At 56.5% G+C, this 24,947-nt stretch carries 21 protein-coding genes and 1 tRNA gene; 9 read left to right on the top strand and 13 right to left on the bottom strand.

Features of this window, described 5'->3' with window-relative positions; all coding sequences use genetic code 11:
* Window positions 1-40: 40 nt before the first annotated feature.
* Window positions 41-463: a winged helix-turn-helix transcriptional regulator gene (locus KOE80_RS04230; RefSeq protein ID WP_226348427.1), complete on the bottom strand. Its 423-nt coding sequence runs from the start codon at window positions 461-463 to the stop codon at window positions 41-43.
* Window positions 464-722: 259 nt separating this feature from the next.
* On the opposite strand from KOE80_RS04230, the gene KOE80_RS04225 reads away from it, so the two are divergent.
* A complete protein-coding gene (locus KOE80_RS04225; RefSeq protein ID WP_226348426.1) occupies window positions 723-1,484 on the top strand; it encodes an SDR family oxidoreductase in 762 nt (253 codons plus the stop codon).
* A 302-nt stretch (window positions 1,485-1,786) separates the two neighbouring features.
* Here KOE80_RS04225 and KOE80_RS04220 read toward each other — a convergent pair whose 3' ends face one another.
* The gene (locus KOE80_RS04220) at window positions 1,787-3,178 is read right to left on the bottom strand and encodes a dicarboxylate/amino acid:cation symporter (RefSeq protein ID WP_226348425.1); all 1,392 of its coding nucleotides are present in this window, start codon (window positions 3,176-3,178) and stop codon (window positions 1,787-1,789) included.
* A 268-nt stretch (window positions 3,179-3,446) separates the two neighbouring features.
* On the opposite strand from KOE80_RS04220, the gene KOE80_RS04215 reads away from it, so the two are divergent.
* Together KOE80_RS04215 and KOE80_RS04210 are read left to right on the top strand one after the other, a co-directional pair.
* A complete protein-coding gene (locus KOE80_RS04215) occupies window positions 3,447-5,303 on the top strand; it encodes a sensor histidine kinase (protein ID WP_226348424.1) in 1,857 nt (618 codons plus the stop codon).
* Between the two features lie 2 nt (window positions 5,304-5,305).
* The gene (locus KOE80_RS04210; protein ID WP_042486267.1) at window positions 5,306-6,646 is read left to right on the top strand and encodes a sigma-54-dependent transcriptional regulator; all 1,341 of its coding nucleotides are present in this window, start codon (window positions 5,306-5,308) and stop codon (window positions 6,644-6,646) included.
* 53 nt (window positions 6,647-6,699) lie between these two features.
* Here the strand turns inward: KOE80_RS04210 and KOE80_RS04205 are convergent, their stop codons facing one another.
* The 10 genes from KOE80_RS04205 to gloB all read right to left on the bottom strand — a co-directional run bounded on the left by KOE80_RS04205 (window position 6,700) and on the right by gloB (window position 17,482).
* Window positions 6,700-7,260 (bottom strand): MarR family winged helix-turn-helix transcriptional regulator, encoded by a 561-nt coding sequence (locus KOE80_RS04205; RefSeq protein ID WP_226348423.1) that lies wholly within the window; start codon window positions 7,258-7,260, stop codon window positions 6,700-6,702.
* 380 nt (window positions 7,261-7,640) lie between these two features.
* Window positions 7,641-8,435: an SRPBCC family protein gene (locus tag KOE80_RS04200; RefSeq protein ID WP_115634393.1), complete on the bottom strand. Its 795-nt coding sequence runs from the start codon at window positions 8,433-8,435 to the stop codon at window positions 7,641-7,643.
* Between the two features lie 15 nt (window positions 8,436-8,450).
* The gene (locus KOE80_RS04195; RefSeq protein ID WP_226348422.1) at window positions 8,451-10,811 is read right to left on the bottom strand and encodes a xanthine dehydrogenase family protein molybdopterin-binding subunit; all 2,361 of its coding nucleotides are present in this window, start codon (window positions 10,809-10,811) and stop codon (window positions 8,451-8,453) included.
* Window positions 10,804-11,313, bottom strand: a complete 510-nt coding sequence (locus tag KOE80_RS04190) for a (2Fe-2S)-binding protein (RefSeq protein ID WP_088452182.1) — start codon at window positions 11,311-11,313, stop codon at window positions 10,804-10,806. The genes KOE80_RS04195 and KOE80_RS04190 overlap by 8 nt, the downstream gene beginning before the upstream one ends.
* Window positions 11,306-12,181 (bottom strand): FAD binding domain-containing protein, encoded by an 876-nt coding sequence (locus tag KOE80_RS04185; RefSeq protein ID WP_035273480.1) that lies wholly within the window; start codon window positions 12,179-12,181, stop codon window positions 11,306-11,308. The genes KOE80_RS04190 and KOE80_RS04185 overlap by 8 nt, the downstream gene beginning before the upstream one ends.
* Before the next feature lie 12 nt (window positions 12,182-12,193).
* The gene (locus KOE80_RS04180) at window positions 12,194-13,186 is read right to left on the bottom strand and encodes a 4,5-dihydroxyphthalate decarboxylase (RefSeq protein ID WP_088452186.1); all 993 of its coding nucleotides are present in this window, start codon (window positions 13,184-13,186) and stop codon (window positions 12,194-12,196) included.
* Window positions 13,187-13,195: 9 nt separating this feature from the next.
* Window positions 13,196-14,167: a tripartite tricarboxylate transporter substrate binding protein gene (locus tag KOE80_RS04175; protein ID WP_060186711.1), complete on the bottom strand. Its 972-nt coding sequence runs from the start codon at window positions 14,165-14,167 to the stop codon at window positions 13,196-13,198.
* Between the two features lie 266 nt (window positions 14,168-14,433).
* Window positions 14,434-15,219, bottom strand: a complete 786-nt coding sequence (gene fabI, locus KOE80_RS04170) for an enoyl-ACP reductase FabI (protein ID WP_009460819.1) — start codon at window positions 15,217-15,219, stop codon at window positions 14,434-14,436.
* Window positions 15,220-15,252: 33 nt separating this feature from the next.
* Window positions 15,253-16,662 carry a transglycosylase SLT domain-containing protein gene (locus KOE80_RS04165; protein WP_026485385.1) on the bottom strand — a complete coding sequence of 470 codons (1,410 nt, stop codon included), beginning with the start codon at window positions 16,660-16,662 and terminating at the stop codon, window positions 15,253-15,255.
* A gap of 10 nt (window positions 16,663-16,672) precedes the next feature.
* The gene (gloB, locus tag KOE80_RS04160) at window positions 16,673-17,482 is read right to left on the bottom strand and encodes a hydroxyacylglutathione hydrolase (protein WP_035273550.1); all 810 of its coding nucleotides are present in this window, start codon (window positions 17,480-17,482) and stop codon (window positions 16,673-16,675) included.
* 23 nt (window positions 17,483-17,505) lie between these two features.
* Here gloB and KOE80_RS04155 point away from each other — a divergent pair, with 23 nt between their 5' ends.
* From KOE80_RS04155 to KOE80_RS04130, 6 genes are all read left to right on the top strand, one after another.
* Window positions 17,506-18,267, top strand: coding sequence for a class I SAM-dependent methyltransferase (locus KOE80_RS04155; RefSeq protein ID WP_009460825.1), 762 nt, complete (start codon window positions 17,506-17,508; stop codon window positions 18,265-18,267).
* The gene (rnhA, locus tag KOE80_RS04150; RefSeq protein WP_022983314.1) at window positions 18,264-18,707 is read left to right on the top strand and encodes a ribonuclease HI; all 444 of its coding nucleotides are present in this window, start codon (window positions 18,264-18,266) and stop codon (window positions 18,705-18,707) included. Before KOE80_RS04155 ends, rnhA begins: the two co-directional genes overlap by 4 nt.
* A gap of 99 nt (window positions 18,708-18,806) precedes the next feature.
* Window positions 18,807-19,853, top strand: a complete 1,047-nt coding sequence (locus KOE80_RS04145; RefSeq protein WP_009460829.1) for an efflux RND transporter periplasmic adaptor subunit — start codon at window positions 18,807-18,809, stop codon at window positions 19,851-19,853.
* Between the two features lie 9 nt (window positions 19,854-19,862).
* Window positions 19,863-22,940 carry an efflux RND transporter permease subunit gene (locus KOE80_RS04140; protein WP_009460831.1) on the top strand — a complete coding sequence of 1,026 codons (3,078 nt, stop codon included), beginning with the start codon at window positions 19,863-19,865 and terminating at the stop codon, window positions 22,938-22,940.
* A gap of 86 nt (window positions 22,941-23,026) precedes the next feature.
* On the top strand, window positions 23,027-23,752 hold the full coding sequence (gene dnaQ / locus KOE80_RS04135; protein ID WP_009460833.1) for a DNA polymerase III subunit epsilon: 726 nt from the start codon (window positions 23,027-23,029) through the stop codon (window positions 23,750-23,752).
* 94 nt (window positions 23,753-23,846) lie between these two features.
* A tRNA-Val gene (locus KOE80_RS04130) sits at window positions 23,847-23,921 on the top strand.
* Window positions 23,922-23,943: 22 nt separating this feature from the next.
* Here KOE80_RS04130 and KOE80_RS04125 read toward each other — a convergent pair.
* Complete coding sequence (locus KOE80_RS04125; protein WP_226348421.1) at window positions 23,944-24,924, bottom strand: Bug family tripartite tricarboxylate transporter substrate binding protein; 981 nt, start codon at window positions 24,922-24,924, stop codon at window positions 23,944-23,946.
* Window positions 24,925-24,947: the final 23 nt, after the last annotated feature.

The following is a 24,947-nucleotide window of genomic DNA, read 5'->3' as shown; positions in this document are numbered from 1 at the left end:
AGCGAGTGGTCGGCTTTCTTGGGGCTGCTGCCACGTGCACCTACTTGCCTGCTTGATAGCGCAGGTCATAAGTAGCGCGGGCTTGCTCGATGCTCTCTAAATTTTGTTCGGCCCAGACCCACACACCGCAAAACGCCGCACCCAGACCAAGTCCCAAATCGGTTAATTGGTACTCTACTTTCGGCGGCACCACGGGGTGGACGGTGCGAGACACCAGGCCCTCACGTTCCATCTCACGCAGCGTCTGAGTCAACATCTTCTGGCTGATACCTACGACTTGATGGGCTAACTGAGTGAAGCGCAGCACGCCGTGCTCGGCCAAGACATCGAGGACGATCATCGTCCACTTGTTGGCTATCCGCGCAATGACTTCATTGACCAGGGCCTGGAGGCGAGGGTCAAGTGATGCCTCGTTCGCCAACTTGGCCTGTATTTGTACGTGTTCAGTAACATTGGCCTTCATGCCTGTCCTCGTGTGGGTGTTTAGTCCTTAGGGTGGTGGTAGCCACTTCTGCCTCGGCTGCTATCTTACTTTATAGTGCGTACGGCACTTTAAAGTGCCTTCTTTCAAAAAGAAAGCATTAGCCATATGCTCTGTTTTGACTATCGTATGAATGATGGAAAAGAGCGTAGATCCGATGTCCAGAGCGTATCAGGTGCCTGAGGACGTCACTACACCGATGTCGGTACAGCTCTTGCCTCACCCTTCAGGAGCAAGGAATATGAAAACTTCGGAAAACACTATCCTCATCACTGGCGGGGGATCCGGTATTGGTCGAGAGCTGGCTGTGCGCCTACAAGCGCAGGGCAATATCGTCATTGTCACTGGTCGTCGTTTGGAAGCGTTACAAACCACCGTCGCAGGTCAAGACAATATGCACGCCTTTGCTTTGGACGTGGATGATCCGCAGGCGATCACCGCTTTTGCGAAGCAGATAATAAAGCAGTTCCCGCAAATCAACGTGCTGATCAATAACGCTGGCATCATGCGCTACGATGATCTGAGTACACAGGCGGATTTGAGCGATGCCCAGGCTCAGATCACCACAAATTTGCTTGGAACGATCCGTGTCACCAATGCCTTCGTGGATCACCTTAAAGCGCAGTCTGATGCCATCATTGTTAGTGTGTCCTCGGGGTTGGCTTTTGTTCCACGCGCCGATGCGGCAGTTTATAGCGCCACCAAGGCTGCCGTGCATGTCTATACCCAATGCTTGCGCCAGCAGTTGGCAGGACTGGTGGAAGTTATTGAGCTTGTACCGCCAGCGGTTCAGACCGAATTGACTCCGGGGCAATCGGAGCGTGAGGGCTATCAGCCGTTGCATGCCTTTATCGGTGAAGTGATGGACTTGCTCAATGAACAACCGACGCCAAGTGAGATTGTGGTAGAGCGCGCTCGCCTGCAACGCTTGGCCGAGCGCGAAGGCCGCTTTGCGCAAGTCTTCGATCGCATCAACGCCAACGCGGCCCAACAGCGTCGTTGATGCGTTGCAATAGTGTCTAGCGCAAGGCCATCGCCCATATAACTAGGACTTCGTTGCGGCAGCGTACGGGAGAGAGTTCCTTACACCAAATCGACGCAATATTGAATGTGCCTGCCCAGCTGTGATGGATCCGTTGAGCAATTTCATTGAGGCTTAAGGCCTGCTCCCCGAGCCAGCGTGTGGCTAATGTCATTCGCCAAGTGGCACGTAGGCCAGGGGCTCCATCTCCTCCATGCGCTCAAAAGTGAACAAAAAAGGCCGGTTTTCAATTGAAAACCGGCCTTTCTTTTTAAGTGCCCGGATCAGGCCGTAGCAGTAGCGCGTGGCTCGCTGGTCTCGTGTGCGGGAATCCCCACCTCACCATGTTGATGCAAGGTGACGCTGGTATCCAGCGGTGGCAACTCACCATTCATGGCGCTGTTGAGCTGATCGGCATCCAGCTCGCCTTCCCAGCGGGCAACCACAATGGTGGCAACGGCATTGCCTACCAGATTGGTCAGTGCACGACATTCGGACATGAACCGGTCAATACCCAGGATCAAGGTCATGCCTGCGATAGGCACTGAAGGCACCACGGACAGGGTGGCTGCCAGGGTAATGAACCCGGCACCTGTCACACCCGCCGCCCCTTTGGAACTGAGCATGGCAACCAGCAACAGCAGAATCTGCTGTTGCAAGGTCAGGGGAATATCACAAGCCTGGGCGATGAACAGGGCCGCCATGGTCATGTAGATATTGGTGCCGTCCAGATTGAAGGAATAGCCGGTAGGCACAACCAGGCCCACAACCGACTTGGCACACCCGGCACGTTCCATCTTTTGCATCAGCGTAGGCAAAGCCGCTTCCGAGGAGCTGGTGCCCAGCACCAACAGCAACTCTTCGCGGATGTAGCGGATCAGCTTGGTGATGGAAAAGCCGTTGTAGCGCGCCACAGCACCCAGAATGATCAGCACAAAAAGCACAGAGGTGACGTAGAAGGTCACCACCAGCAACGCCAGGCTGGATACGGATTCAATCCCGTACTTACCGATGGTGAAGGAGATGGCACCGAAGGCCCCGATGGGAGCGGCTTTCATCAGAATGGCCACCAGCTTGAATACAGGCGTCATCAAGGCTTGCAGCAGTTTCAGCACTGGCTTGCCGTGATCGCCCACAGCAGCCAGGGCAATACCAAACAGCACGGCTACAAACAGCACCTGCAGGATGTCGCCGCCGGTAAAGGGACTGATCAGGGTGACAGGGATGATGTTCATCAAAAAGCCCGTCAGTGTGCTGTCATGGGCTTGCTGCACGTAGCCCTGGATAGAGCTGGGGTCCAGGGTGCTGGGATCAATGTGCATGCCATGGCCGGGCTGCACGATATTGCTGACCACCAAGCCTACAATCAGGGCCAGCGTGGAGAAGGTCAGAAAGTAAATCATGGCCTTGCCCACCACACGGCCCACTTTTTGCAGGTCTGTCATGGCGGCAATGCCGGTGGCTACCGTCAGGAAAATGACGGGCGCAATAATCATCTTGACCAGCTTGATGAAGGCATCGCCCAGGGGTTTCATGCTCTCGCCCAGCGAGGGGTAGAAATGGCCCAGCAAAATCCCGATAGTGATGGCGATGATGACCTGTACGTACAAAATCCGATACCACTTGATTCTGACGTTTTGCGGTACCGGACGGTCTCCTGTGCTTATATCCATCATGATGTCGTCTCCGTGACTTGATGTAGCCAACCTGGCAGTCGGCTGGTGACCTGCTTGGAATTTTGTGTAGGCAGGCGGTTTACGCTCGCCGGGATCCATGCCCCGGCCCATAAGCTCATGACTAAAGCAACATCCGTGCCAATCTGTGCGTAAAGGGGAAAGCAGCAAATAAGCGGCTTGCCGGCAGAAGACTTTCCCGCTTGCGGCTGATGTGTGCGAAAATCCGCACAGCTATTACTCTTTTTTGGCGATATTTCGCACAGGTTTCATGAACTCCATTCCGGTTTCTTCGGGCATGCGGCGGCGCTTCAGGCTCGAATGGTTGCTGCTGCTGAGCTTGGCCGTCGTGCTGGGGCTGTTTGCCTTCTGGCGCTCGGCCGATTTGGGGACGGCTCGCTTGCTGGCACAAAGCGAGCAGCGGCTTGACTCATTGATGCGCGGCAATGCGGGCTGGATCAGGACGATCCGAGACAAATTTCACACCCTGTCCTTTGCGCTGGCCCAGGACGAGGCGCTGCGCCAATACCTGATGGGCAATCCTGCCTATGGTGATGCCGAGGCTTTGAATCGCAAGTTCGAGCAATTGGCCGAAGATACGGGCGCTCCTGTTCTGTACCTGTTGGATATTCATTCGCAGACGCTTGTGTCCAGTAACTGGCAGGAGCCCGACAGCTTCGTGGGCAATCACTACGGTTTCCGCCCTTACTTCACCAAAGCCCTGGAGCAGGGGCATGCTGAATACTTTGCCTTGGGGACTGCCAGCGGCAAGGCGGGTTTGTACATTTCACGCATGGTGCAAGATCAGGATGGCAAGCCCGTTGGTGTGGTCGTCATCAAGCTGGTATTCGATCTGCTGGAAAAAGAATGGGAAGGTTATGGCGATCGCATGTTTGTCAGTGATCCCAATGGCGTGATCCTGCTAAGCGGTGAACCGGACTGGCGTTTGCATAGTCTGGATCAAGCCGCGCCCGAGCAACTGGTCAAGCTGCGGGCCAGTCAGCAGTTTGGTAATGAGCCCTTGGAATCAGTGGGCTTGAGCATGTCGGATTCCGGCGAACGGGCCTCTTTCTGGACACTGGGGCAGGAGCGCTTTTTGCATGTGCAGCAGCCAGTCGCAGGCAGTGATTGGACTTTGCATGCGATGGCTCCTATGGATGCCGCGTTGCAGACCCAGGCCTTTCAATCCCGTCTGACGGTGATGGGACTGTTATTCGCGGCGCTGGTGCTGACGGCCTTGGCGCTGCAACGCAATCAACAGCGACGGGAAGCCCAGGCGCGGCAGGAGTTGCTGCGTGATGCCCTTGAAGAAGCGGTGGAGTCCCGCACCGCCCAGTTGCAGGTGGCGCGTCGCCGCCTGGAACAGGAGATGCAGGCCCTGCAAGAAGCCCGGTCGCGTGCGCGTGATCTGCGGGAGCAATTGGAGCAGGCCGAGAAACTGTCCTTTCTGGGGCAGGTGACGGCTGGTGTCGCTCACGAAATCAACCAGCCCGTGGCGGCGATTGAGGTCTATGCCGACAACACCTTGCGTTTGCTGGATCAGGGCCAGACGGAAACGGCCAGGCAGAACTTGTCTCGTATCCAGACATTGACCCAACGCATCGGCAGCATCACCTCCCAGTTGTGTCATTACGCCCGCAAGCCCCAGGAGCAGGAGGGCCCGGTACGGGTACGCTCAGCCGTGGACAGTGCCTGGCAGTTGCTGGAACACCGGGCAAGGGCACAGGGCGTAGATCTGGAGCTGGAAGGCGTGAACGAATCTGTGCGTGTATGGGCTTTGCCGGTACGCCTGGAACAGGTTCTGGTGAATTTACTGCGTAATGCGCTTGATGCTCTGGAAGGGAGCCGTCAGGGGCGCATTCGTATTGAAGTGATGAGCGAGCAGCAGCATGTGCGCATTGTGGTTTCCGACAACGGCCCCGGCCTGAGTCCGGAAATCCGCCAGCGCCTGTTTACCCCCTTTAGCTCCAGCCGCCGGCAAGGCGTGGGCCTGGGGTTGGTGATCTCGCACGATATTGTGGCGGCCCTGGGTGGCCGTTTGGAAGAAGGGCCTTCGCGCCTGGGCGGAGCCACGTTTCACATCGTGCTGCGCAATGCCGATAGCGAGCTGGGCCAGGGAGAGAGGTAAGAATGGAAGTCGCGTTTGTTGATGATGATGCGGACTTGCGTGCCGCCGTGGTGCAAAGTCTGGAACTGGCGGGCCTGAAAGTGGTGGCCTGTGCCAGCGGGCAGGAGGCCCTGAGTCGCTTGCCCAAGGATTATCCCGGCGTGGTGGTGACGGACATTCGCATGCCGGGCATGGATGGTCTGGCGCTGATGCAAGCCTTGCATGCTCGCGATCCCGAGCAGCCGGTCGTGCTGATTACCGGCCACGGCGATATTGATATGGCCGTACAGGCCATGCACGATGGCGCCTTTGATTTTCTGACTAAACCCTATCAGGCCGAACGCTTGCTGACGGTGATACGCCATGCCGCCATGCAGCGTAGCCTGGTTCTGCAAAACCGTGCCTTGCGCGAGGAACTGGACGAGGACGGCCAAGGCCCGGCGCTATTGGGTAATTCAGAGGTCATGGTCAATTTGCGCAGCACTTTGCGGCATCTGGCTCAGTCCGATGTGGACGTGCTGGTGGAAGGGGAAACCGGCACAGGCAAGGAAGTGGTGGCCATGTTGTTGCACCGCTGGAGCGCCCGAGCCCAACACCGTTTTGTGGCGCTGAACTGTGGCGCCCTGCCCGAAACCATTATTGAAAGCGAGCTCTTCGGTCATGAAGCGGGGGCCTTCACCGGCGCGCAGCGCAGACGCGTGGGCAGTGTGGAGCATGCACATCAGGGCACGCTGTTTCTGGATGAAATCGAAAGCATGCCCATGATTGCGCAGGTTCGCTTGCTGCGTGTGCTGGAAACCCGTTGTGTGACTCCTTTGGGTTCGAACGAAGAGCATCCGGTCGATATCCGCGTGGTGGCGGCCAGCAAGGTGGATTTGTCCGACCCTGCCCAGCGTGCCAACTTCCGCGCCGATTTGTATTACCGACTCAATGTGGTCACCTTGCGTCTGCCACCGTTGCGAGAGCGCAAGGAGGACATCCCCATGCTGTTCGCCCACTTTGCGGCGCTGGCTGCCAAGAAGTACGGCATGCCGCAAAAGATGCCCGATGCGCGCAGCCTGGCCTATATGCAATCACACCATTGGCCGGGCAATGTGCGCGAGCTGGCGCACTTTGCGCAACGTGAGGTATTAGGTGTGCAGCATCCGGAGATCAAGGAGCTGGACAGCGAGGACTTGAGCCTGCCCGCCCGCATGGAGCAATTCGAGTCGCAGCAGATACGTCAGGCGCTGGCGCGTCACCGTGGCGATATCAAGGCGACCTTGCAGGATCTGCGCATCCCGCGCAAAACCTTTTACGACAAGCTGCAGCGGCATGGGATTTTGCGCAGCGACTTTGTGGAAGAGGGGGCGCAGGGCGAATAAAGACTGGGATAAAAGTGAGCTAGATCGGGGTTTTGCTCAAATTTACGATCAGGCTACATATTCCTCAGGGCTGCGCGCCCATATTGATTGTTGTGCTCCACAATGCGGGTCAGCATATCCATGAATACCTGACGTTGCTTGGTGGTCAGTGGGTCCAGCAGACGTTCCTGTGCCTTGTTCATGCCAGCGCTCAGTCCTTGCATGACGGCCAGGCCGGCCTCGGTAATGTAGGTTTGACGCGAGCGGCGATCATCAGGGTTGACGCGTCGTCCCAGCAGTCCTTTCTCCTCCAGACGGCGGATAACTTCTGCAGAGGTCGTGCGGTCCAGGCCAAGCTCATAGCCTATGGTTGTTTGGTCTAACCAGGGTGAGCCCATCAGGACGGACAGTACCCCGTGCTGGACAGGGGTGATATCGCTTTTGCATTCTTCGTAGAACATGGCGTAATGGATTTGGTTCAGACGTCGAACCAGAAAGCCGGAACGCGACCACAGCTTTTGCCGAAATAATTCGGCATTTTCTTCTTTTACTGGGCCGAGGGATTCGGCCTCGCCGGATTTCAGTCCTTTCTCTTGCTTTAACGCGGTGTGATTCTTCATGCTTAAGCCAGACATCAAGAGTGTGACCCATTAGCTGTGACTGGTGAGGCCACAGCTTGATGGCAGGATAAGCCCCAACGGGGCAGTAGTAACAAGGTCGGCGATTATAGGGAGGACAGCGCCAGACTTGGAAAGGTAGGCGCTGCATTCTTATTTTGTATTCGTTTCCACCTGGTGCTGTCCATGCTCAGTCTCTCAGTTATTTCCCGACTTGCTGAAAAATATAATCAGTGTGCTGCTTTATCGCTTTTGCTTGGTGAAAGTTTCTCTTTTTTAAATCAAGAGTTTGTCAGGCGATTTTAATTACTGCGTGTTGGCTGCTGATTGATACCTGATTGGCATTTTCAGGGGCAGTCTAAGCGCCGGGTACAAGGCGCTTAGTTTCCTCGTAAGCTTTACGCGGGGTCCTTGCGCCCGAACAGTCTTCCCACTCGATAACGTATCTGCGACCAGAAGGCTTTGAGACCGATAGATAGCATATTGAGCTCGCCTGCAGAGTCATCATCCTGTCGGCCACGTGCTTGCAGCCTTAGCAGGGTTTGTTGCATCTGGGCCTGTAGCTGCTGGGTTTGAGCGAGCACGGCTTGGGATTGATAAAGGATGGCTTGGGCTTCGATAGTGGAAACTGGCGTGGCAGCTATTGAGGGCATGTTGGCAACCGCAGCGCCAGCTGCGGCTGTCATGCCCTGGCTGCTGGGGGAGACGGGGGCGTCAGAGCCCTGTGCAGGATTGGTGTCACCCCGCACCATGCGCGCAAGATTGCGCTCGAACTGGCCCAGGATCTGTCCGGCCACTTCGGCGATCATGCCGCTGCCGCGTCCATACTGGGCTACCGCTCCTGACAAGGTCAGCTCTGTGCTGACCTCCACGTCGGTGCCTCCTTCTGGTGACGGTGTCAGCGCAAAGCTGAAGTCCGAGCTGGCTGAACCGCGTCCCTTGGGGTCCAGACCGGCGCCACGCAGATAGGCAATATGATTTTCCTCATCGGTGTTGACCAGCTCCGCAGTGCCATCAAAAGAAAGCTTGATGGGGCCGAGTTTGACTGAAACCGAACCCTGGTACTTGTTGCCGTCCAAGACATCAGTCAGTTTGGCTCCGGGCAGGCAAGGCATGATGCGCGGTACATCCAGCATGAGCGTCCATGCCTGATCCAGTGGTAGAGGAATATGAAACCGGTTTTTGAAATTCATGGCAGCTTTCCTGTTTTATTGTGTCGGTTGCGTGGCCTGATCGATCAGTTCCAGTAGCCGCATAGGGCTGAGTGGGAACTCGTTGATGCGCACATTCAGCGGTGACAGTGCTTGCTCCACGGCTGAGATGACGACGGCGGCGACGGCGATGGTGGAGCATTCGCCCACGCCTTTGACTCCTAGCGGATTCAAGTGTGTGGGCGAGGGGCAGAACAGCACCTCGATATTTGGTACTTCCGGGGCGGTGGGCAGAAGATACTCTGCACAAGTGGTGGACAAGGGCTGACCTTCGGCGTCGTAGGCCATCTGTTCGAACAAGGCATTGCCCAGACCATGGACGACCCCGCCAACGACCTGACCTTCCACGATCATCGGGTTGATGAGCGTGCCGCAATCTTGCACAGCCAGATAGCGTGTGATGTGGATAGCGCCAGTGCTGGCATCTACCTCCACTTCACAGGCGTGCGTGGATCCGGCGTAGGTTTGCTCGTCGCAGTGAAAATGAGCGGTGCTCTCCAAACCAGGGTCTGTCTTGATAGGCAGGCTGTAGCCCGGCACACCTTTGAGCTCCATGGCCAGTCGAGCCAGGCTGATGGTTGTGTCAGTTGCGCTGCTACGCACGATGCCGTAAGAAATGTTCAGGGTTTCTTGAGGAACTTTCAGCACGGCCGCTGCTGCCAGCAGCACTTTATGACGTAGTTGCCGGGAGGCCTGTTCAACGGCTGTACCTGCCATAATCGCCTGGCGACTTGCGAAACCGCCCATCCCCACACCGATGTGACGTGTATCGCCGGCATGAACGTCTATGCCTGCGGGCTCCACGCCGAAATGTGCTGCGCAAATCTGCGCCAGCGAGGTCTTGATGCCTTGGCCCATGGCCAGGGCTCCCGTGAACACGGCAATTCGACCGGATGGGAAAATCTTGACGGTGGCCGACTCATAGGGGCCGCGACCGGTAGGTTTGACGGCATTAGCCAGGCTTTGGCCCAGATAACGGCCTTGAGCAAGGGCAGCCTGTCGTCGTTGTTCAAAACCGTCGCGGTCCATCGCCTGCTCTGCCATGGCTTGCATGCGGGGAAAGTCTCCGCTGTCGATAACCAGTGGTATACCCGCTCTGGATTTCAGCGGCTTGGTGTAGGGGATTTTGGCGGCAGGAATCAGGTTCAGTTCGCGGCAGCGGATAGGGTCCATGCCGATCTGTTGCGCGAGCCGGTCCATTAATCTGTCCATGACGAAAGCGGCTTGCGGATAGCCTGCGCCGCGTACCGTAGCGACTGGCACCTTGTTGGTGTAGACCACGTCAGCAGTCAGACTGAAAGCCGGAACGATATAGGGGCCCGTCATGGATGAAGCTGCGTTGTAGGGGACGTTGGTGCCCTGCGGCGTGTAGGCTCCGTGGTCATGGATGAAACTGCCACGCAGGCCGCGTATGCGCCCGTTTTTATCGGCCGCCAGAGATACTGACCATACCTGGTCGCGCTCCTGAATAGAGGTCAGGAAGTTCTCGCGTCTGTCTTCTACCCATTTGACGGGACGACGTAGCAGGCGGGCGACAGCTGGAATGACGATTTCTTCGGGGTAGATCATGAACTTTGCCCCAAAACCGCCGCCTACGTCGGGGGTGATCACACGTAATTGATCTTCGCGATGGCCCAGCATCAGGGCCAGGGTGTAGTGCAGTTCGTGTGCCATCTGGGTGGATGACCAAACGGTCAACTCGTTGCCGGCGGGGTCCAGTCGTGCAAGCACACCTCGGCCTTCGATGGGATGAGCACAGCCGCGGTGGGCTGAAAATGACTCCTCGATGAGGATGTCTGCATCAAGGAAGGCGGCATCGATATCGCCATAGGCCAGCGTGTAGTTTTGCAGGCTATTGCTTTGTAGCTCGGTGCGTACCACCGCTGCGTTCGGTTCCAGAGCCAGACGCAGGTCAGAAATCGCTGGCAGGACTTCGAAGTCGATAGCCACCAGTGCAGCAGCATCCTCGGCTATGTGACGGGACTGGGCGACGATCACGGCAATCGCTTCGCCAACGAAGGCGACTTCTTCGCGTGCCAGGACAAAGGGGACGGTATTTTCTGGTAGTACGGCAAAGGCAAAGCCCAATGGCATACGCCAATGAGTTAATTCGCCCATCAGGTCTTGCGCGGTAAATACTCCGTGTACGCCAGGTAAGGCTCGGGCCGCCGACAGGTCTATGGAACGAATGCGTGCGTGCGCGTGAGGACTCCGTACAAAGCACGCATGCAATACACCCTCCATGGGGATGTCATCCAGAAACTGGGCCTGCCCGGTTAACAAGGCTTCATCTTCCAGGCGCAGAAAGGAGTGCCCCAGACCGCAGGCGCCTTGTTCCTGCTGGTGAGGATCATTCATGAGCATGGCTGGCCCTCATCGCAGCAGCGGCTTTCTGTACCGCACGCACAATATTCTGGTAGCCGGTACAGCGGCATAGATGACCGGACAGCACGTCGCGTATCAGTTCGGGGCTGGGATCGCTGTGGTTCTCCAGCAGTTCGACGACTGACATCAGGATGCCCGGCGTACAGAAACCGCATTGCAGGGCATGCAGCTCGCGAAAGGCTTCCTGGATGGGATGCCAGCAGCCTTGCTCGTTGGCAAGGCCTTCAATGGTGCGGATATGCTTGCCTTGGGCCTGTACTGCCAGCATTAGGCAACTACGGGCTGAGTGGCCGTCAATCTGCACGGTGCAGGCGCCGCAGACGCCGTGCTCACAGCCCACATGGGTCCCTGTCAAACCCAGATCGTGGCGCAGGAAATCGGCCAGATTGACACGAGGCTCGGCATGGGCTGTCAGGTTCTGGCCATTGACACACAGGGTGATGGGGCGACTGCCCGAAGGAAGGGGGTTATTCATGCCGTTGTCCTGTACGAGAGAGCGCTAGCCGCAGGGCGCGCGCCGTATATTCTTTGGCCAGCCGCTGGCGATACCAGCCCTGGACATAACTATCGCTGGAAGCATCGACCTGGCCACATAGTTCGGCGGCCAGTTCGATATCTGAGGGGCTGGCCGGGGTGCCCAGCAGGGCGTTTTCTGCCTCGGTCATGCGAAGGGGAAATGCACCTACTCCGCCCAGGGTGATGCTGACGCGACTCACCAAGCCGGCTTCATCCAGCAACAGCAACGCAGCGCAGGACACGATGGCGAAATCGCCATGCCGACGGGAGAACTCCAGAAAAGCCCAGCCGTGACTGGCGGGCCACGGCTGCACCTGGACGCGGATCAATAGCTCGTCAGCCTGCATGTTGGGGGTCATGTAGGCTGCCGGGAAATCGGCCATTGAAAGTGTTCGTTCTCCACGTATGCTGGCGACGGTCAACACAGCATCCATCGCCATGCTGACTGTCGGTATTTCGGCAGAAGGGTCCAGCTGACAAAGGCTGCCGCCCACTGTTCCTCGGTTACGGGTCTGGCGATGCCCGACGTTGAGGATTGCATCCTTCCAGAGCGGCAGACGTGTTGCCACCAGCTCGGAAAATTCAATGTCGCGCTGGCGTGTCATGGCACCCATCGCGATATCGCCATTCTCTTGCTCTTGCAGGTAGGACAGTTCGGGCAACTGGTTGATATCGACCAGCGTGTCCGGAAATGCAAAGCGCATATTGAGCATGGCCAACAAGGACTGGCCTCCAGCCAATACACGGGCGTTTTCCTGATTGGCCAACAAGCCCAGTGCCTGAGCCAGCGTTTCGGGGGCGTAGTAATTGAAAACGGGAGCCTTCATGCCGGTTTTGCCTTATATCTTGGAGAGGTCCAGCGAGGAGGCCGCGAACAGTTCCTCGGGCTTGACCAGGCGTTGCGACATGCCTTGATCGTGGTGGTACTGCGCAAAGGTCTGGATGGTGTGGCGATTTGCCTCCAGGCCATAGGGCCAGTAGTCCTCTCCCATCAAGGCTTTGGCTTCATTGTGATGGTGCACCATCCACGGCAGGGTGACAGCCAGATGGCACAACTCGTTCAGTTCATGCACGGCCAGTTCTTTGGCCTTCAGAAAGGACTTGTACACACTGACCGGCAGCCAGGGGTTGTCCTGTACCAGAGACTTGCGGATGCCAACCATATGCATGATCGGGAAGATGCCCGTGCGGCGGAAATAGTCTTTTTCTACTTCCACGTACTCATCTCCGAACAGACGGCCCACATTGGGGGCGTTACGCAGAAAGCATGAAGGTGCTCGTGCTCCGATGTATCCGTCGATTTCGCCTTTTTCCAACATGTCCGACAAGGTGCGGTCATCCGGGATCTGCTCCAGGCTGATGTCATCTGGCAGATCAATGGGAGCGCGCTCGCCCCGGCCTGGTTCTTCGATCCCTCCGCGTACCCATTTGATCTGATTGGGGTGGATACCGAACTCATCTTGCAAGATGCCCCGGATCCAGACGTTAGCTGTGATCTGGTATTCGGGCACACCAATGATTTTGCCTTTCAGATCTTCGGGCTTGCGGATACGGTCGGTACGCACATAGATGCCGGAATGGCGGAAGACACGTGACAGAAAGGCTGGAATACCTACGTACTGATTGTCGCCACGCGCAGTAGTCATCATGTGGCTGCTCATGGAGATTTCCGTAACGTCGAACTCCTCGTAGCGAAAAGCACGGTGAAATGCTTCCTCGGGCTCCAGGGATACGACATTGATGTCACAGCCCTCAATGCCGACACGTCCGTCTTTCAAGGCCAGGGTACGGTCGTAATTGCCAATCGATACGCTTAACTTCAGTTTGCTCATGGTGGGTCCTTAGTTGATTGTCAGTCCAATTTTTTGTGCCAGTTCGCGAAACCGATCGATGTCGGCATTGATCATCGCCTGGAACTGGGCCGGGCCATCGTGGGCAACGGTGTAGCCCAGGCTTGTCAGCTTGGCTTGCACGTCTTCGCGCGCAATGATTTTTTCTACTGCTTCATGCAGTCTTTGCACGACAGGCTCGGGAGTGCCAGCGGGAGCCAGTAAGCCGTGCCACTGGTTCAGTTCGTAGCCTGGGTAGCCAAGCTCGGCGATCGAGGGCACATCGGCCAGCAGGGGACTGCGCTCTGCCGAGGTCACAGCCAAGGCACGTACCTTCCCGCTTTCAATGAAGGGCAGGGTGCTGGAGGCAGTGACGAAGGCCGAGCCCACCTGATCACCCATCACATCGTTCAGAGCGCCACCGCAACCTTTGTAGGGGATATGCGCCATTTCCACGCCCGCTGCTTCGTTGAGCATTTCGCCAGCCAGATGTTGCGGAGTACCGTTGCCGCAAGAGCCAAAGAACACTTCGCCCGGTTTCTCTTTGGCAGCCGTTAGCATGTCTTTCAGTGTCTTGTAGGGGGAGTTGGCCGGCACGATAACGACCGATGGAACAAAGGCGAAGTTGGAGACAGCTGTGAAGTCATTCTTGGGATCGAACGGCAGCTTGTCGAACACTGCCGGATTGACAGCAAAGGAGCTGTTGACCATCAGTAGTGACTGACCGTCGGCCGGGCGCTGGGCCACCATACGAGCGCCAATATTGCCGCTAGCACCGGGGCGGTTGTCCACAATCGCGGGCTGGCCAAGTTGTTCGTTGAAGTAATTCCCAATCAGACGGGCCAGTAAATCCGTGCCCCCTCCTGGTGGGAAGGTGACGATAATTTCGATTGGTTTATTAGCACTGGCGGTGGCGGGGGCCAGCATTGCACAGCTCAGCAAAAGCCCAGCCAGGGCCAGCAGACGCGGTTGGCGTTGGAACATTGTGTCTCCTCGAGAATCGAGTTCTGTGATTGATTTTTTATGCTTTAATAGTCAGTGCACTGACATAAATATTATTCACAGATTATTTTTTATATCCTACTAGGGAAAACGAGAAAGTCAGTGTACTGATTTATTTATGTTTTTTATTGCTTATATAAGAAGCCGGTAGCGCAAATTGCAGCTGATCCAGGGCCAAAAAAAAGGAACAGTGCAAAAGCCTGTTCCTTTTTGTCATCAGGATGCTTGTAGGCATCTGATGCTAGCTTTTACTCCTGCATACCTGGAACGATGCAGTTAAAGCCGGCGTCAACGTGCGTGATTTCGCCTGTGATACCGCTGGCCAATTCGGACATCAGGAAGGAGGCCACATTGCCCACTTCTTCAATGGTGACGTTGCGCTGCAAGGGAGCGTGCGTCTCTACGAATTTCAGAATGGTGGAGAAGTCCTTGATGCCGCTGGCAGCCAGTGTCTTGATAGGACCGGCCGAGATGGCGTTGGCACGAATGCCGTACTCGCCCAGCGCCACCGCCAGGTAACGCACCGAGGCTTCCAACGCAGCTTTGGCCACGCCCATGGTGTTGTAGTTAGGAATGGCTTTTTCAGCGCCCAGGTAGGTCAGGGTCAGCACCGAGCTCTTGCGGCCTTTGAGCAAGGGCAGGGCAGCCTTGGCCAGTGCGGGAAAACTGTAGGCGGAAATGTCATGAGCGACGCGGAACGATTCGCGCGACAGGCCGTCCAGGAAGTTGCCGGCAATGGCTTCACGGGGTGCAAAACCGATGGAGTGCACCAAACCGTCCAGACCGTCCCAGCGCTCGCCCAGCGAGGCCATGGCCTGTTCGATCTGATCGTCTTCAGACACATCACAGGGCAGCACGATATCCGTGCCCAGTTCTTTGGCAAAGCCTTCAACACGTTCTTTAAAACGCTCGCCCACATAGGTCAGGGCAATATCAGCACCTTGTTGGCGACATGCTTGCGCAATCCCGTAAGCAATAGAGCGATTCGAGAGGACGCCTGTGACCAGGATGCGTTTTCCTTGCAGGAAACCCATGCTGAAAATCCTTTATGTAATTAGTGGGTGGACTTAGCCACGAATATTGGAACCGGGGACACGCAAACGTGTCCCCCTGGAAAGAGAGCTGCCTTTGATATTGTTCAGGCGTCGCAGTTCTGCCACCGAAGTGTCGTACCGTTTGGCCAAGGCGTAAAGTGTATCGCCCTGTCGAACCGTATGGGTGCGCACATTGGCGCCGCGACGCAAAACAACAGTGTCATTCTTGCGGTTGACGCTGGCCGTTTGCGTACGAGCACGGCGTGTGCTTTGCGCTACCGGGGCGGCAGGTGTATTGGTCAGAGAAGCCAGTTGCAGGCTGCCTTCACCCAAGGTGGTGCTGGGCACCAATAGTGTCTGGGCCACGGCCTTGGTGCTCTTGCTACCCAAACCGTTGATGGAGCGCAGCTGCGACAAGGTAATGCCGTGACGCTGGGCAATGGACAGATAGCTTTCGCCGCGCTTGGATTGGTAGGCCTTCCAGTTACTGAGCTTGCCTTGGTAGGCCGCCAGATTGGCATTGAAGATATCCACCTTGTTGGCGGGCAGCAGCAAGGTGCCGCGATCGGCAGGGATTGTGGGGCGATTGTGGGCAGCGTTCAAGGCTTTGAACTCATCCACGGAGATTTCAGCCAGTTCAGCAGCAAGGGCTACGTCAATGTCCTTGTTTTTGCGCACGGCTGTGAAATACGGTGTATTGCTGACTGGAGGCAGGGTGATGCCATAACGCTCCGGGTTAGCCACAATGTTTTTGATCGCTTGCAGTTTGGGGACGTAATTACGTGTTTCGTCCGGCATCTTCAGCGATAAGTAGTCAACATCCAGGTTGGCCTGTTCGTTACGCTCCATGGCGCGGCGTACCGAACCTTCACCCCAGTTGTAGGAGGCCAGGGCCAAATACCAGTCGCCCTGGAACTCGTACAAGTAAGACAGATAGTCCAAAGCAGCGCGAGTGGACTCGACCGGGTCACGGCGCTGATCTACCCACCAGTTCTGCTCCAGCTTGTATTGTGTGCCGGTGCTGGGGATGAACTGCCACAGACCGGACGCATGGGAGCGCGAATAGGCGACGGGGTTATAGGCACTTTCCACAAAAGGCAGCAAGGCCAGTTCGGAAGGCAGGCCACGGGCATCGAGCTCGTCCATGATGTGGTACAGATAGCGCGAGGCGCGCTGGCTCATGGTACGGATGGATTCGGGGTGCGAAGCGTAGTAGTTGGTCCAGTAATCAACCAGATCGGTATGCAGGTTGGGGATGGAGAAACCCCGGCGCATCCGGTCCCACGCGTCTTTGGGTGGGTGGGTCAGATCAATGGTGCGAGACGTATCGGCGGCAATGCTGGTGGAGGTCTTGGCGGCTTTTTGAGGGCTGACCTTGGGGCCTGTGGCGCAGCCTGCCAGCACGAAAGCGCATAGCAGCGCAAAAAGTCTCATTAGGTTCATTGCGGAATCTTCAGAAATTGTTTTTCCAGTCGCGCAGGCTGGCAAATACCTCGACAGGATTATTAAGGGACTGGGCAGCATGGTGCTCGGCAGCCTTGATAACAGCAGTCGTCTCGCAACGCAGAAATGGATTGGTAGCCAATTCTGTTTTCAAGGTGGAGGGCACCGTAGGCAAGTTTTGCTGACGCTTGAGATTATCCTGTTCCCAACGTTCATGCAGTTGGGGATTGTCCGGCTCTACCTGTAGAGCCCAGCGTAAATTGGATAAAGTGTATTCGTGCGCACAGCAGATCAGGGTGTCCGATGGCAGTTTTGCCAACTTGCCCAGGGAATCCGTCATTTGTGCCGGGGTGCCTTCAAACAGGCGTCCGCAACCAGCAGCAAACAAGGTATCACCACAGAAAACAAAGGGCTGTTTTACCTCATTTTGACCAAAGTACGCAACGTGTCCGGCGGTATGGCCGGGGATGTCCAGCACGTCCAGCGTCAGTTCCAGAGTAGGTAACTCGACCTTGTCGGACTGGCCGACACGCACGTCACAGGCAGGCAGACGCTCGTTGGCGGGGCCCCAGACGCGAGCCGGGTGCTTGGCCAGGATATCCATGACACCTCCAACGTGGTCACCGTGGTGGTGTGTCAGTAAAATGGCATCCAGTTGTAAGGACTCGCGTTCCAGCCAATCCAGAACCGGGGCGGCCTGGCCGGGGTCCACAACCAGGGCATGACCGTTTCGACTTAAAGCCCATATATAGTTGTCGTTCAGGGCTGGTAGTGGAATCAGGCGAACATCGCTTGGCACAGGCCAGGTAAATGCATTCATCATGGTAGAGGGAGAGAGCGCCAGTGGAGCAGACTTTGAATGATCAATTTGCCCAGTGGTTGGAAACCGTACCGGGGCGATATGTGCGGGCTTGGGAACAAGCCGGAATCGATGCGGAGGTGGTCAACACCTTCGGGTATCATGCCATACAAATTGGATTGCCGCATTGGGACCTCCTGGCGCATAGTCGCATCTCCTGCAAGGTATGTACGGCTCAGGCCGGCGTCTTGCCCGCTCAGCAGAAGAACCTGGTTTATGCCGAACCCGAGCATCTGCCTTTTGATACGCAAAGCATTGATCTTTTAATCCTGCCCCATACATTGGAAAGCGCCCGCGACCCGCATCAGGTGTTGCGAGAGGCCGAGCGCGTTCTGGTGCCAGAAGGGCGCATTCTCCTGACGGGTTTCAACCCCTTGAGTTTGTGGGGTGCCCACGACTGGATTCCGGGTCTGGAGCGAGGCACGCCTACCTTGCCGGGAGATGTGATGTCACCCTCGCGCTTGCGCGACTGGTTAAAGCTTTTGTCCTTTGATGTGCAAAGTACGCAGATGGGCTGTTATGCACCGTTGTGCCGTCAGCAGTCCTGGCTGGACCGCTGGTCCTGGATGGAGCAAAGCGGTGCGCGCTGGTGGAGCTTTGCGGGGGCCGTCTACATGATTAGTGCGGTCAAACGCACGCCGGCCTTGCGTATGGTCGGGCCCAAGTGGAAGAAAAACCGTCGGCGTGTGCGTCGGCCTATGGTGGTTGCTGGACGCGCTGCCGATGAAGGAATTAGCAAGACATGACTGATGTTGTCGATATTTGGACCGATGGTGCCTGCAAGGGCAACCCCGGTTTGGGGGGCTGGGGCGCCTTGTTGCGTCATGGCGGACGTGAAAAAGCCATTTGCGGTGGCGAGGCCAATACTACCAATAACCGCATGGAACTGATGGCTGTGATCGAGGCTCTCAAAGCCTTGAAACGCCCTTGCCAGGTGCGGGTACACACCGATTCGCAGTACGTACAAAAAGGCATGAACGAATGGTTGCCCGGCTGGAAAGCCCGCGGCTGGCGTACTGCCGATAAAAAGCCCGTCAAGAATGCCGACCTGTGGCAGGAGTTGGAGCAGCAGGCCGCAAAACATGAGCTGACCTGGTTATGGGTGCGTGGCCATGCGGGTGATCCCGGCAACGAGCGTGCGGATCAGTTGGCCAATGAAGGGGTGGAAATTGCCAGGCAGTTATAAGATCTTGGGCAGAGTTGTAGCCCGCTGATAGTACTATTAGCCACCCGTCATATTTTGTCAGACAGCTTCACCGGCCTGGCCGGTCAGGATAAGCCGCCCATGATTTCCACGCTGCGTCCCACGATTTTTTCTCTGTTTCTTGTACTGTTTGCCAGTAGCAGCCCCAGTTGGGCGCAGTCTGACGCCACGCGGGTGGAAGTTTTACCCGTGCGGCAAAGTGAGTTGATTCGTGATGTGGCGGCGGTGGGAACCCTGGTGGCCAGAGAGTCCGTCGTGCTGCGGCCCGAGATCAGTGGTCGTATTTCAGCGATCAGCTTTGAAGAAGGTCAGCCCGTCAAAAAAGGCCAGCTCCTGATTCAATTGGACCCGGCCATGGCGCAGGCGCAACTGAATCAGGCACAGGCAAATTTGAATCTGGCCAATAGTCAGCACAAGCGATCTTCGGAATTGAGCCGTCAGGGCTTTATCAGCCAGCAGGCCAAAGACGAGTCCGGTAGCCGTTTGGCTGTTCAGCAAGCCGAAGTGCAATTGGCGCGTGTGCAGCTGGACAAGACCCGTATCCGTGCCCCCTTTGATGGTGTGACCGGCTTGCGTAATGTCTCGGTGGGTGACTATGTTGGGCCGGGTACGGATCTGGTGCAGCTGGAAGCGGTTTCGACCTTGAACGTGGACTTCCGTATTCCCGAACAATATCTGGCCGATGTGAAGGCCGGCATGCCGGTGGAACTGCGCTTTGACGCCTTCCTGGGCGAAACCCGCCATGGCTCGGTACTGGCTGTCAGCCCGGCGGTGGATACGGCTGGCCGTTCCATTTTGCTGCGGGCTCAGGTCCCGAATGAAGATGGCGCTTTGCGCCCCGGTTTGTTCAGCCGGGTACGCCTTGAACTGTCGCGTTACCAGGCTTTGATGGTGCCTGAAACCGCCTTGGCTCCTTCGGGACAGGATCAGTACATTTATATTGTGAAAGATGGTCGGGCAGAGCGCCGTCAGGTGCAGGTTGGTGTACGCGAGCAGGGCTGGGTACAAGTCACAGGCGATCTGAAAGCGGGTGACAATGTGCTGGTGGCCGGGCTGCAAAAAGTGCGTGACGGAGTGCCGGTCGATATTCAGGAAGTGATCGACGTCCAAACACAGCCGCAGCAATAGGACGGAATCATGGTTCTTTCTGACTTATGTATCCGTCGCCCGGTATTTGCCACGGTTCTGTCTTTGGTGATTGTGCTGGTCGGTTTCATTTCCTATGAACGCCTGACCGTACGCGAATACCCCGCTATTGACGAGCCGGTAGTTTCCGTCATCACCAACTATAAAGGGGCCTCACCGGAGGTGATCGAGTCCCAGGTGACCAAACCTCTTGAAGATCAGTTGTCGGGGATCGAGGGCGTGAACGTGATGACTTCACGCAGCCGTTCCGAGCGCAGCCTGATCAACATTAAATTCAATTTGGACCGGGCCCCCGATGCCGCTGCGGCTGATGTGCGCGACAAGGTATCGCGTGCCCGACGTTTCCTGCCCGACGAGGTGGACGAGCCCATCATCAATAAGGTGGAAGCAGACTCCACCCCAATTATTTATGTAGGTGTGGATACCGGCGACTACAGCATGCTGGAGGCCTCGGACTACATCAACCGCTACATTAAAACGCGCTTGTCCGTCTTGCCTGGTGCCGCCGAAGTGCGCGTGTTTGGCGAGCGCTTGCCCGCCATGCGTATCGACCTGGACCGCACCCGTTTGGGGGCCTACCAGCTGACCGTGCAGGATGTGGAAGATGCTCTACGCAAACAGAACGTGCTGATTCCAGCTGGTCGTATCGAGTCCGATGCACGCGAGTTTTCCGTGGTTTCCTCCACCGACCTGGAAACGCCCGAGGAATTTCGCAACATCATCATCAGTCAGGCAGCCGGTTATCCGGTGCGCATTTCCGATATTGCCGACGTGCGTATCGGGCCTGCCGAGGAACGGGTACTGGCCCGATTCAATGGGCAAAACAGTTTGAATATTGGTGTGACTAAACAGTCCACCGCCAACCCGCTGGATCTGTCCAAATCCGTGCGAGCAGAAGTGGAGCGCATCAACGAAAGCCTGCCGGGCAATATGAAGTTGTCCGTGTCTTACGACAGCTCCATCTTCATTCAGAAATCCATTGATTCGGTGTACACCACCATTGCCGAGGCCATCTTGCTGGTGGTGCTGGTGATTGTGTTTTTCCTGCGCAGTTTCCGCGCCAGTGTGATTCCCATTGTGACGATTCCGATTTCCCTGATCGGGGCCTTCGCCATCATGTACATGCTGGGCTTTTCCATCAACACGCTGACCTTGCTGGCCATGGTGCTGGCGATTGGCCTGGTGGTGGACGATGCGATTGTGGTGCTGGAGAACGTGTACCGCCATATCGAAGAGGGCAAGACGGCCATGCAGGCTGCCTTTTTGGGTGTGCGTGAAATTGCCTTCGCCGTGATTGCCATGACGCTAACCCTGGTGGCGGTGTATGCCCCACTGGCTTTTGCCACAGGCCGTACCGGGCGATTATTCATTGAGTTTGCCCTGACCTTGGCGGCTGCCGTGCTGGTATCCGGTTTCGTGGCCCTGACCCTGACGCCCATGATGTGTTCGCGCATGTTGCGTCCACATGGTGCGAAAGTGGGCCGCGTCAGCCAGGGTATCGAGAATTTCCTGGTCTGGCTGACACGAGGCTACCGCCGTATCCTGATTCGCGCCTTGCGCTGGCGTTTTCTGGTCCTGTTCATTGGTGTGGCCGTTGCCGCGACCAGTGGGCTGCTGTTTACGGTCATCAAAAGCGAACTGGCTCCGATTGAAGACCGAGGTGTGATTTTCGGGATTGTGAATTCGCCCGAAGGCGCTACGCTGGATTACACCTTGCGCAATGTGGAGCGGGTGGAAGAGCTATATCGCGGCATACCGGAGACAGAGGGGTACCAGTCCATTATTGGTTTCCCTACCGTCACCGATTCCTTTGCAATTTTGCGCTTGAAGCCGTGGGAGGAGCGTACACGTAACCAGCAATCCATTGCGCGTGAACTGCAACCGCATTTCTCCGCCATTCCCGGTGCGCGTGCTTTCCCCACTAACCCGCCGTCGTTGGGACAGCGGGCCACTTCCAAGCCAGTGGAGTTTGTGATCATGAGCCAGGCACCGTATCCGGAGCTGGCCAAGATCGTGGACGGTTTTCTGGCTGAGCTGCGAGACTATCCAGGGCTGTTGAACGTGGACACGGACTTGCGCTTGAACACACCAGAAATCCGTATTGATGTAGACCGCGACAAGCTGGCCGATACCGGCGTATCGGTGGAAGCGGTAGGCCGCACTCTGGAATCCATGCTGGGTGGGCGTCAGGTCACGCGCTACAAGAGCGATGGCGAGCAGTACGACGTGATTGTGCAGGTGGATAAGCAGGCTCGTTCCAGCCCGCAAAACATTCTGGATATATACGTGCGTACCAAAGACGGTGGCATGGTGCAGGCTTCCAACTTTCTGAATGTGCGCGAGAGCGTATCGCCGCAATCGCTGAACCACTTCAACCGCTTGCGGGCGGTCATTGTGGAAGCATCGGTGGCACCCGGCTATGCCTTGGGTGAAGTGCTCGAACACATGAATGAGGTGGCTCGCAAGACCTTGCCCGAAACCGTGCAGACAGACCTGGACGGGCAATCACGAGAATTCCGGGATTCGTCGGGCAGCATCTATCTGGTTTTCCTGATGGCCCTGGCCTTTATTTATCTGGTGCTGGCCGCGCAGTTTGAAAGCTGGCGCAATCCGCTCATCATCATGCTGTCCGTGCCCTTGTCCATGACGGGGGCCTTGCTGGCCCTATGGCTGTCGGGTGGCACCTTGTCCATTTACAGTCAGATTGGCTTGATTACCCTGGTGGGCTTGATTACCAAACACGGTATCTTGATTGTGGAATTTGCCACCCAGCAACGCGAAGCGGGGGCCAGTTTGTACAATGCCGTGGTGCGCGCTTGCGAGATGCGCCTGCGCCCCATCTTGATGACAACCGGCGCCATGGTGTTGGGGGTCTTGCCGCTGGCTTACGCCTCCGGGGCGGGTGCCGAATCCCGTCAGCAGATTGGCTGGGTGCTGGTGGGCGGTTTGTCCCTGGGAACCTTGCTGACCTTGTTTGTGGTGCCCGTGGCCTATACGCTGATTGCGGGCAAGAAAGAAGGGCAGGACAAGCAACTGGAATTGATTGATAAGCCCGAGGCCTCTGTCTAAACCTGTAGTGCTGGTCTGCGGGGAAGCTGTTTGTATAGCCTCCTTGTCGAGTGCCATTACTGTGATTGAATTTGTAGGGAAAGTGAATGCGTCAAATTATTCTGGATACTGAAACCACCGGTCTGGAGCCTCGTGAAGGGCACCGCATTGTTGAAGTGGGTGGGGTAGAGCTGTTCAATCGTAAATTGACGGGCCGCCATCTGCACTTGTATCTAAACCCGGACCGGGACTCTGATCCTGAAGCTTTGGCAATTCACGGCTTGACCACGGAATTTCTGTCCGGCCACCCACGTTTCAAGGATGTGGTGGATCAGGTGCTGGATTTTGTGCAGGGTGCGGAAGTCATTATTCATAACGCCTCCTTTGATACGCGCTTTTTGGACGCCGAGCTGCAAAAGGTAGGTAAAGGCCCGTTCTCCCAGTACTGCGACAGCATCACCGACTCCTTGTTGGTCGCGCGGGAAATGCACCCCGGTAAGCGTAACTCCCTGGATGCCCTATGCGAACGCTACGGTATTTCCAACTCTCACCGTACCTTGCACGGCGCTTTGCTGGACTCGGAATTGCTGGCTGATGTCTGGCTGGCCATGACCCGTGGCCAGGACGCCTTGCTGATGGACTTTGACGAGTCTGATGGGCAAGGTGGGGATGGCAGCAATCTGAGCCTGGGCAAGTTTGACGCCAGCGTGCTGAAAGTGCTGCGCGCGTCCGAAGCGGATCAGGCCGAGCACGAGAAATACATGGACGTGCTGGAAAAGCAGAACAAGAAGCCGCCCATGTGGCGTGAGATGCTCAACCCGGCAACGGAGTAATTATTTAAGAAAAGAGCTGGCCCTGAACTTGTAAATCAATCAGGGCCATGCTATAGTTTTTTTCTTCGCAGCTTTTGTAGTTCTTTAAAGCTCCGGGCGGTTAACTCAGTGGTAGAGTGCCACCTTCACACGGTGGAAGTCACAAGTTCGAACCTTGTACCGCCCACCATCTCTATTTCCCCCTCTTTTATTTAGTCCAAGGTCAATTTCAGGTCGGCAATGATGCGCCCATAGCGATCGTAATCTTCGCGTATGGCGGCATCCAGCTGCTGGGGTGTGCTACCTATTCCCACGGTGCCTGAACTGGCGAGTACGCGATTCAGATCCGTGTTGTCCATCACGTGCTTTAGATCATGTGCAATTTTTTCTCGTATGGCTAGTGGTGTGCCTGCTGGCGCCATTAAACCGGACCACGAAATAAAATCGCCGTACGTCTCGCCGGTGGATTCAGTTAGTGTGGGGGTGTCTGGCAGTAGTGGGCTGCGCTGTTGAGCGGCGATACCTAGCAAAGTCACTGTTTTTCCTTGGATAAAGCCCAAGGCGCTGGGGAGTTGCGCAAACATCAGATCGACATGACCGCCTGCTACGTCAGTAATGGCAGCCGAGACGCTGTTATAGGGAATATGGTTTAGTGTCAGCCCATGTTTACGAGCAAATACTTCGGCGGCCAAATGTGCCTGACTGCCCACGCCAGGAGAGCTGTAGGTCAGGTTTTGACCCGGTTGCTGGGCCAGCTTGATTAAATCCGCTGTGCTGTGCAGTCCCAGCGCCGGGTTCGTGATCAAGACGTTGGGTACAGAACCTACCTGGCTGACGGGATCCAGATCCTTCAATACATCAAAAGATCGTTTCTTGTAGAGGTGTGGATTAACAGCCAAGTCAGATACGGGCACTGAGACCAGGGTGTAGCCGTCGGCCTTGGATTTGACCACGCTCATGATTCCAATCGTACCTATACCCCCTGGCTTGTTTTCTACGATAACTGTCTGGCCCCATAGTTGAGTCAGTTTGTCGCTGATTGCGCGTGCCAAAATGTCCGCGCTTCCGCCTGCTCCGTAGGGGACGATGACACGCACAGGGCCTTGCGGAAAATCTGCCTGCTGAGCTTGTGCCATCGGAAGTGTGTTCAGTAAAGCCGTTGTGACAATAGCGAGAGCTGTTTTTCTGATCATGTCTTGTCTCCTCGTTGAGGGTG

This window comes from Alcaligenes sp. 13f (assembly GCF_020496585.1).
Classification (GTDB): domain Bacteria; phylum Pseudomonadota; class Gammaproteobacteria; order Burkholderiales; family Burkholderiaceae_B; genus Alcaligenes; species Alcaligenes phenolicus.
This window is presented reverse-complemented; position numbering and strand designations above follow the sequence as displayed.

Bases quoted from the DNA above. Each gene is read 5' to 3' on its own strand.
- KOE80_RS04195 (WP_226348422.1), bottom strand. From the start codon at position 10,811: ATGAATGATCCTCACCAGCAGGAACAAGGCGCCTGCGGTCTGGGGCAC.
- fabI (WP_009460819.1), bottom strand. From the start codon at position 15,219: ATGGGTTTCCTGCAAGGAAAACGCATCCTGGTCACAGGCGTCCTCTCG.
- KOE80_RS04175 (WP_060186711.1), bottom strand. From the start codon at position 14,167: ATGTTCCAACGCCAACCGCGTCTGCTGGCCCTGGCTGGGCTTTTGCTG.
- KOE80_RS04140 (WP_009460831.1), top strand. From the start codon at position 19,863: ATGGTTCTTTCTGACTTATGTATCCGTCGCCCGGTATTTGCCACGGTT.
- KOE80_RS04210 (WP_042486267.1), top strand. From the start codon at position 5,306: ATGGAAGTCGCGTTTGTTGATGATGATGCGGACTTGCGTGCCGCCGTG.
- KOE80_RS04190 (WP_088452182.1), bottom strand. From the start codon at position 11,313: ATGAATAACCCCCTTCCTTCGGGCAGTCGCCCCATCACCCTGTGTGTC.
- rnhA (WP_022983314.1), top strand. From the start codon at position 18,264: ATGACTGATGTTGTCGATATTTGGACCGATGGTGCCTGCAAGGGCAAC.
- KOE80_RS04165 (WP_026485385.1), bottom strand. From the start codon at position 16,662: ATGAACCTAATGAGACTTTTTGCGCTGCTATGCGCTTTCGTGCTGGCA.
- KOE80_RS04220 (WP_226348425.1), bottom strand. From the start codon at position 3,178: ATGATGGATATAAGCACAGGAGACCGTCCGGTACCGCAAAACGTCAGA.
- KOE80_RS04225 (WP_226348426.1), top strand. From the start codon at position 723: ATGAAAACTTCGGAAAACACTATCCTCATCACTGGCGGGGGATCCGGT.
- KOE80_RS04205 (WP_226348423.1), bottom strand. From the start codon at position 7,260: ATGTCTGGCTTAAGCATGAAGAATCACACCGCGTTAAAGCAAGAGAAA.
- KOE80_RS04215 (WP_226348424.1), top strand. From the start codon at position 3,447: ATGAACTCCATTCCGGTTTCTTCGGGCATGCGGCGGCGCTTCAGGCTC.
- KOE80_RS04230 (WP_226348427.1), bottom strand. From the start codon at position 463: ATGAAGGCCAATGTTACTGAACACGTACAAATACAGGCCAAGTTGGCG.
- KOE80_RS04125 (WP_226348421.1), bottom strand. From the start codon at position 24,924: ATGATCAGAAAAACAGCTCTCGCTATTGTCACAACGGCTTTACTGAAC.
- dnaQ (WP_009460833.1), top strand. From the start codon at position 23,027: ATGCGTCAAATTATTCTGGATACTGAAACCACCGGTCTGGAGCCTCGT.
- KOE80_RS04200 (WP_115634393.1), bottom strand. From the start codon at position 8,435: ATGAATTTCAAAAACCGGTTTCATATTCCTCTACCACTGGATCAGGCA.
- KOE80_RS04180 (WP_088452186.1), bottom strand. From the start codon at position 13,186: ATGAGCAAACTGAAGTTAAGCGTATCGATTGGCAATTACGACCGTACC.
- gloB (WP_035273550.1), bottom strand. From the start codon at position 17,482: ATGAATGCATTTACCTGGCCTGTGCCAAGCGATGTTCGCCTGATTCCA.
- KOE80_RS04185 (WP_035273480.1), bottom strand. From the start codon at position 12,181: ATGAAGGCTCCCGTTTTCAATTACTACGCCCCCGAAACGCTGGCTCAG.
- KOE80_RS04145 (WP_009460829.1), top strand. From the start codon at position 18,807: ATGATTTCCACGCTGCGTCCCACGATTTTTTCTCTGTTTCTTGTACTG.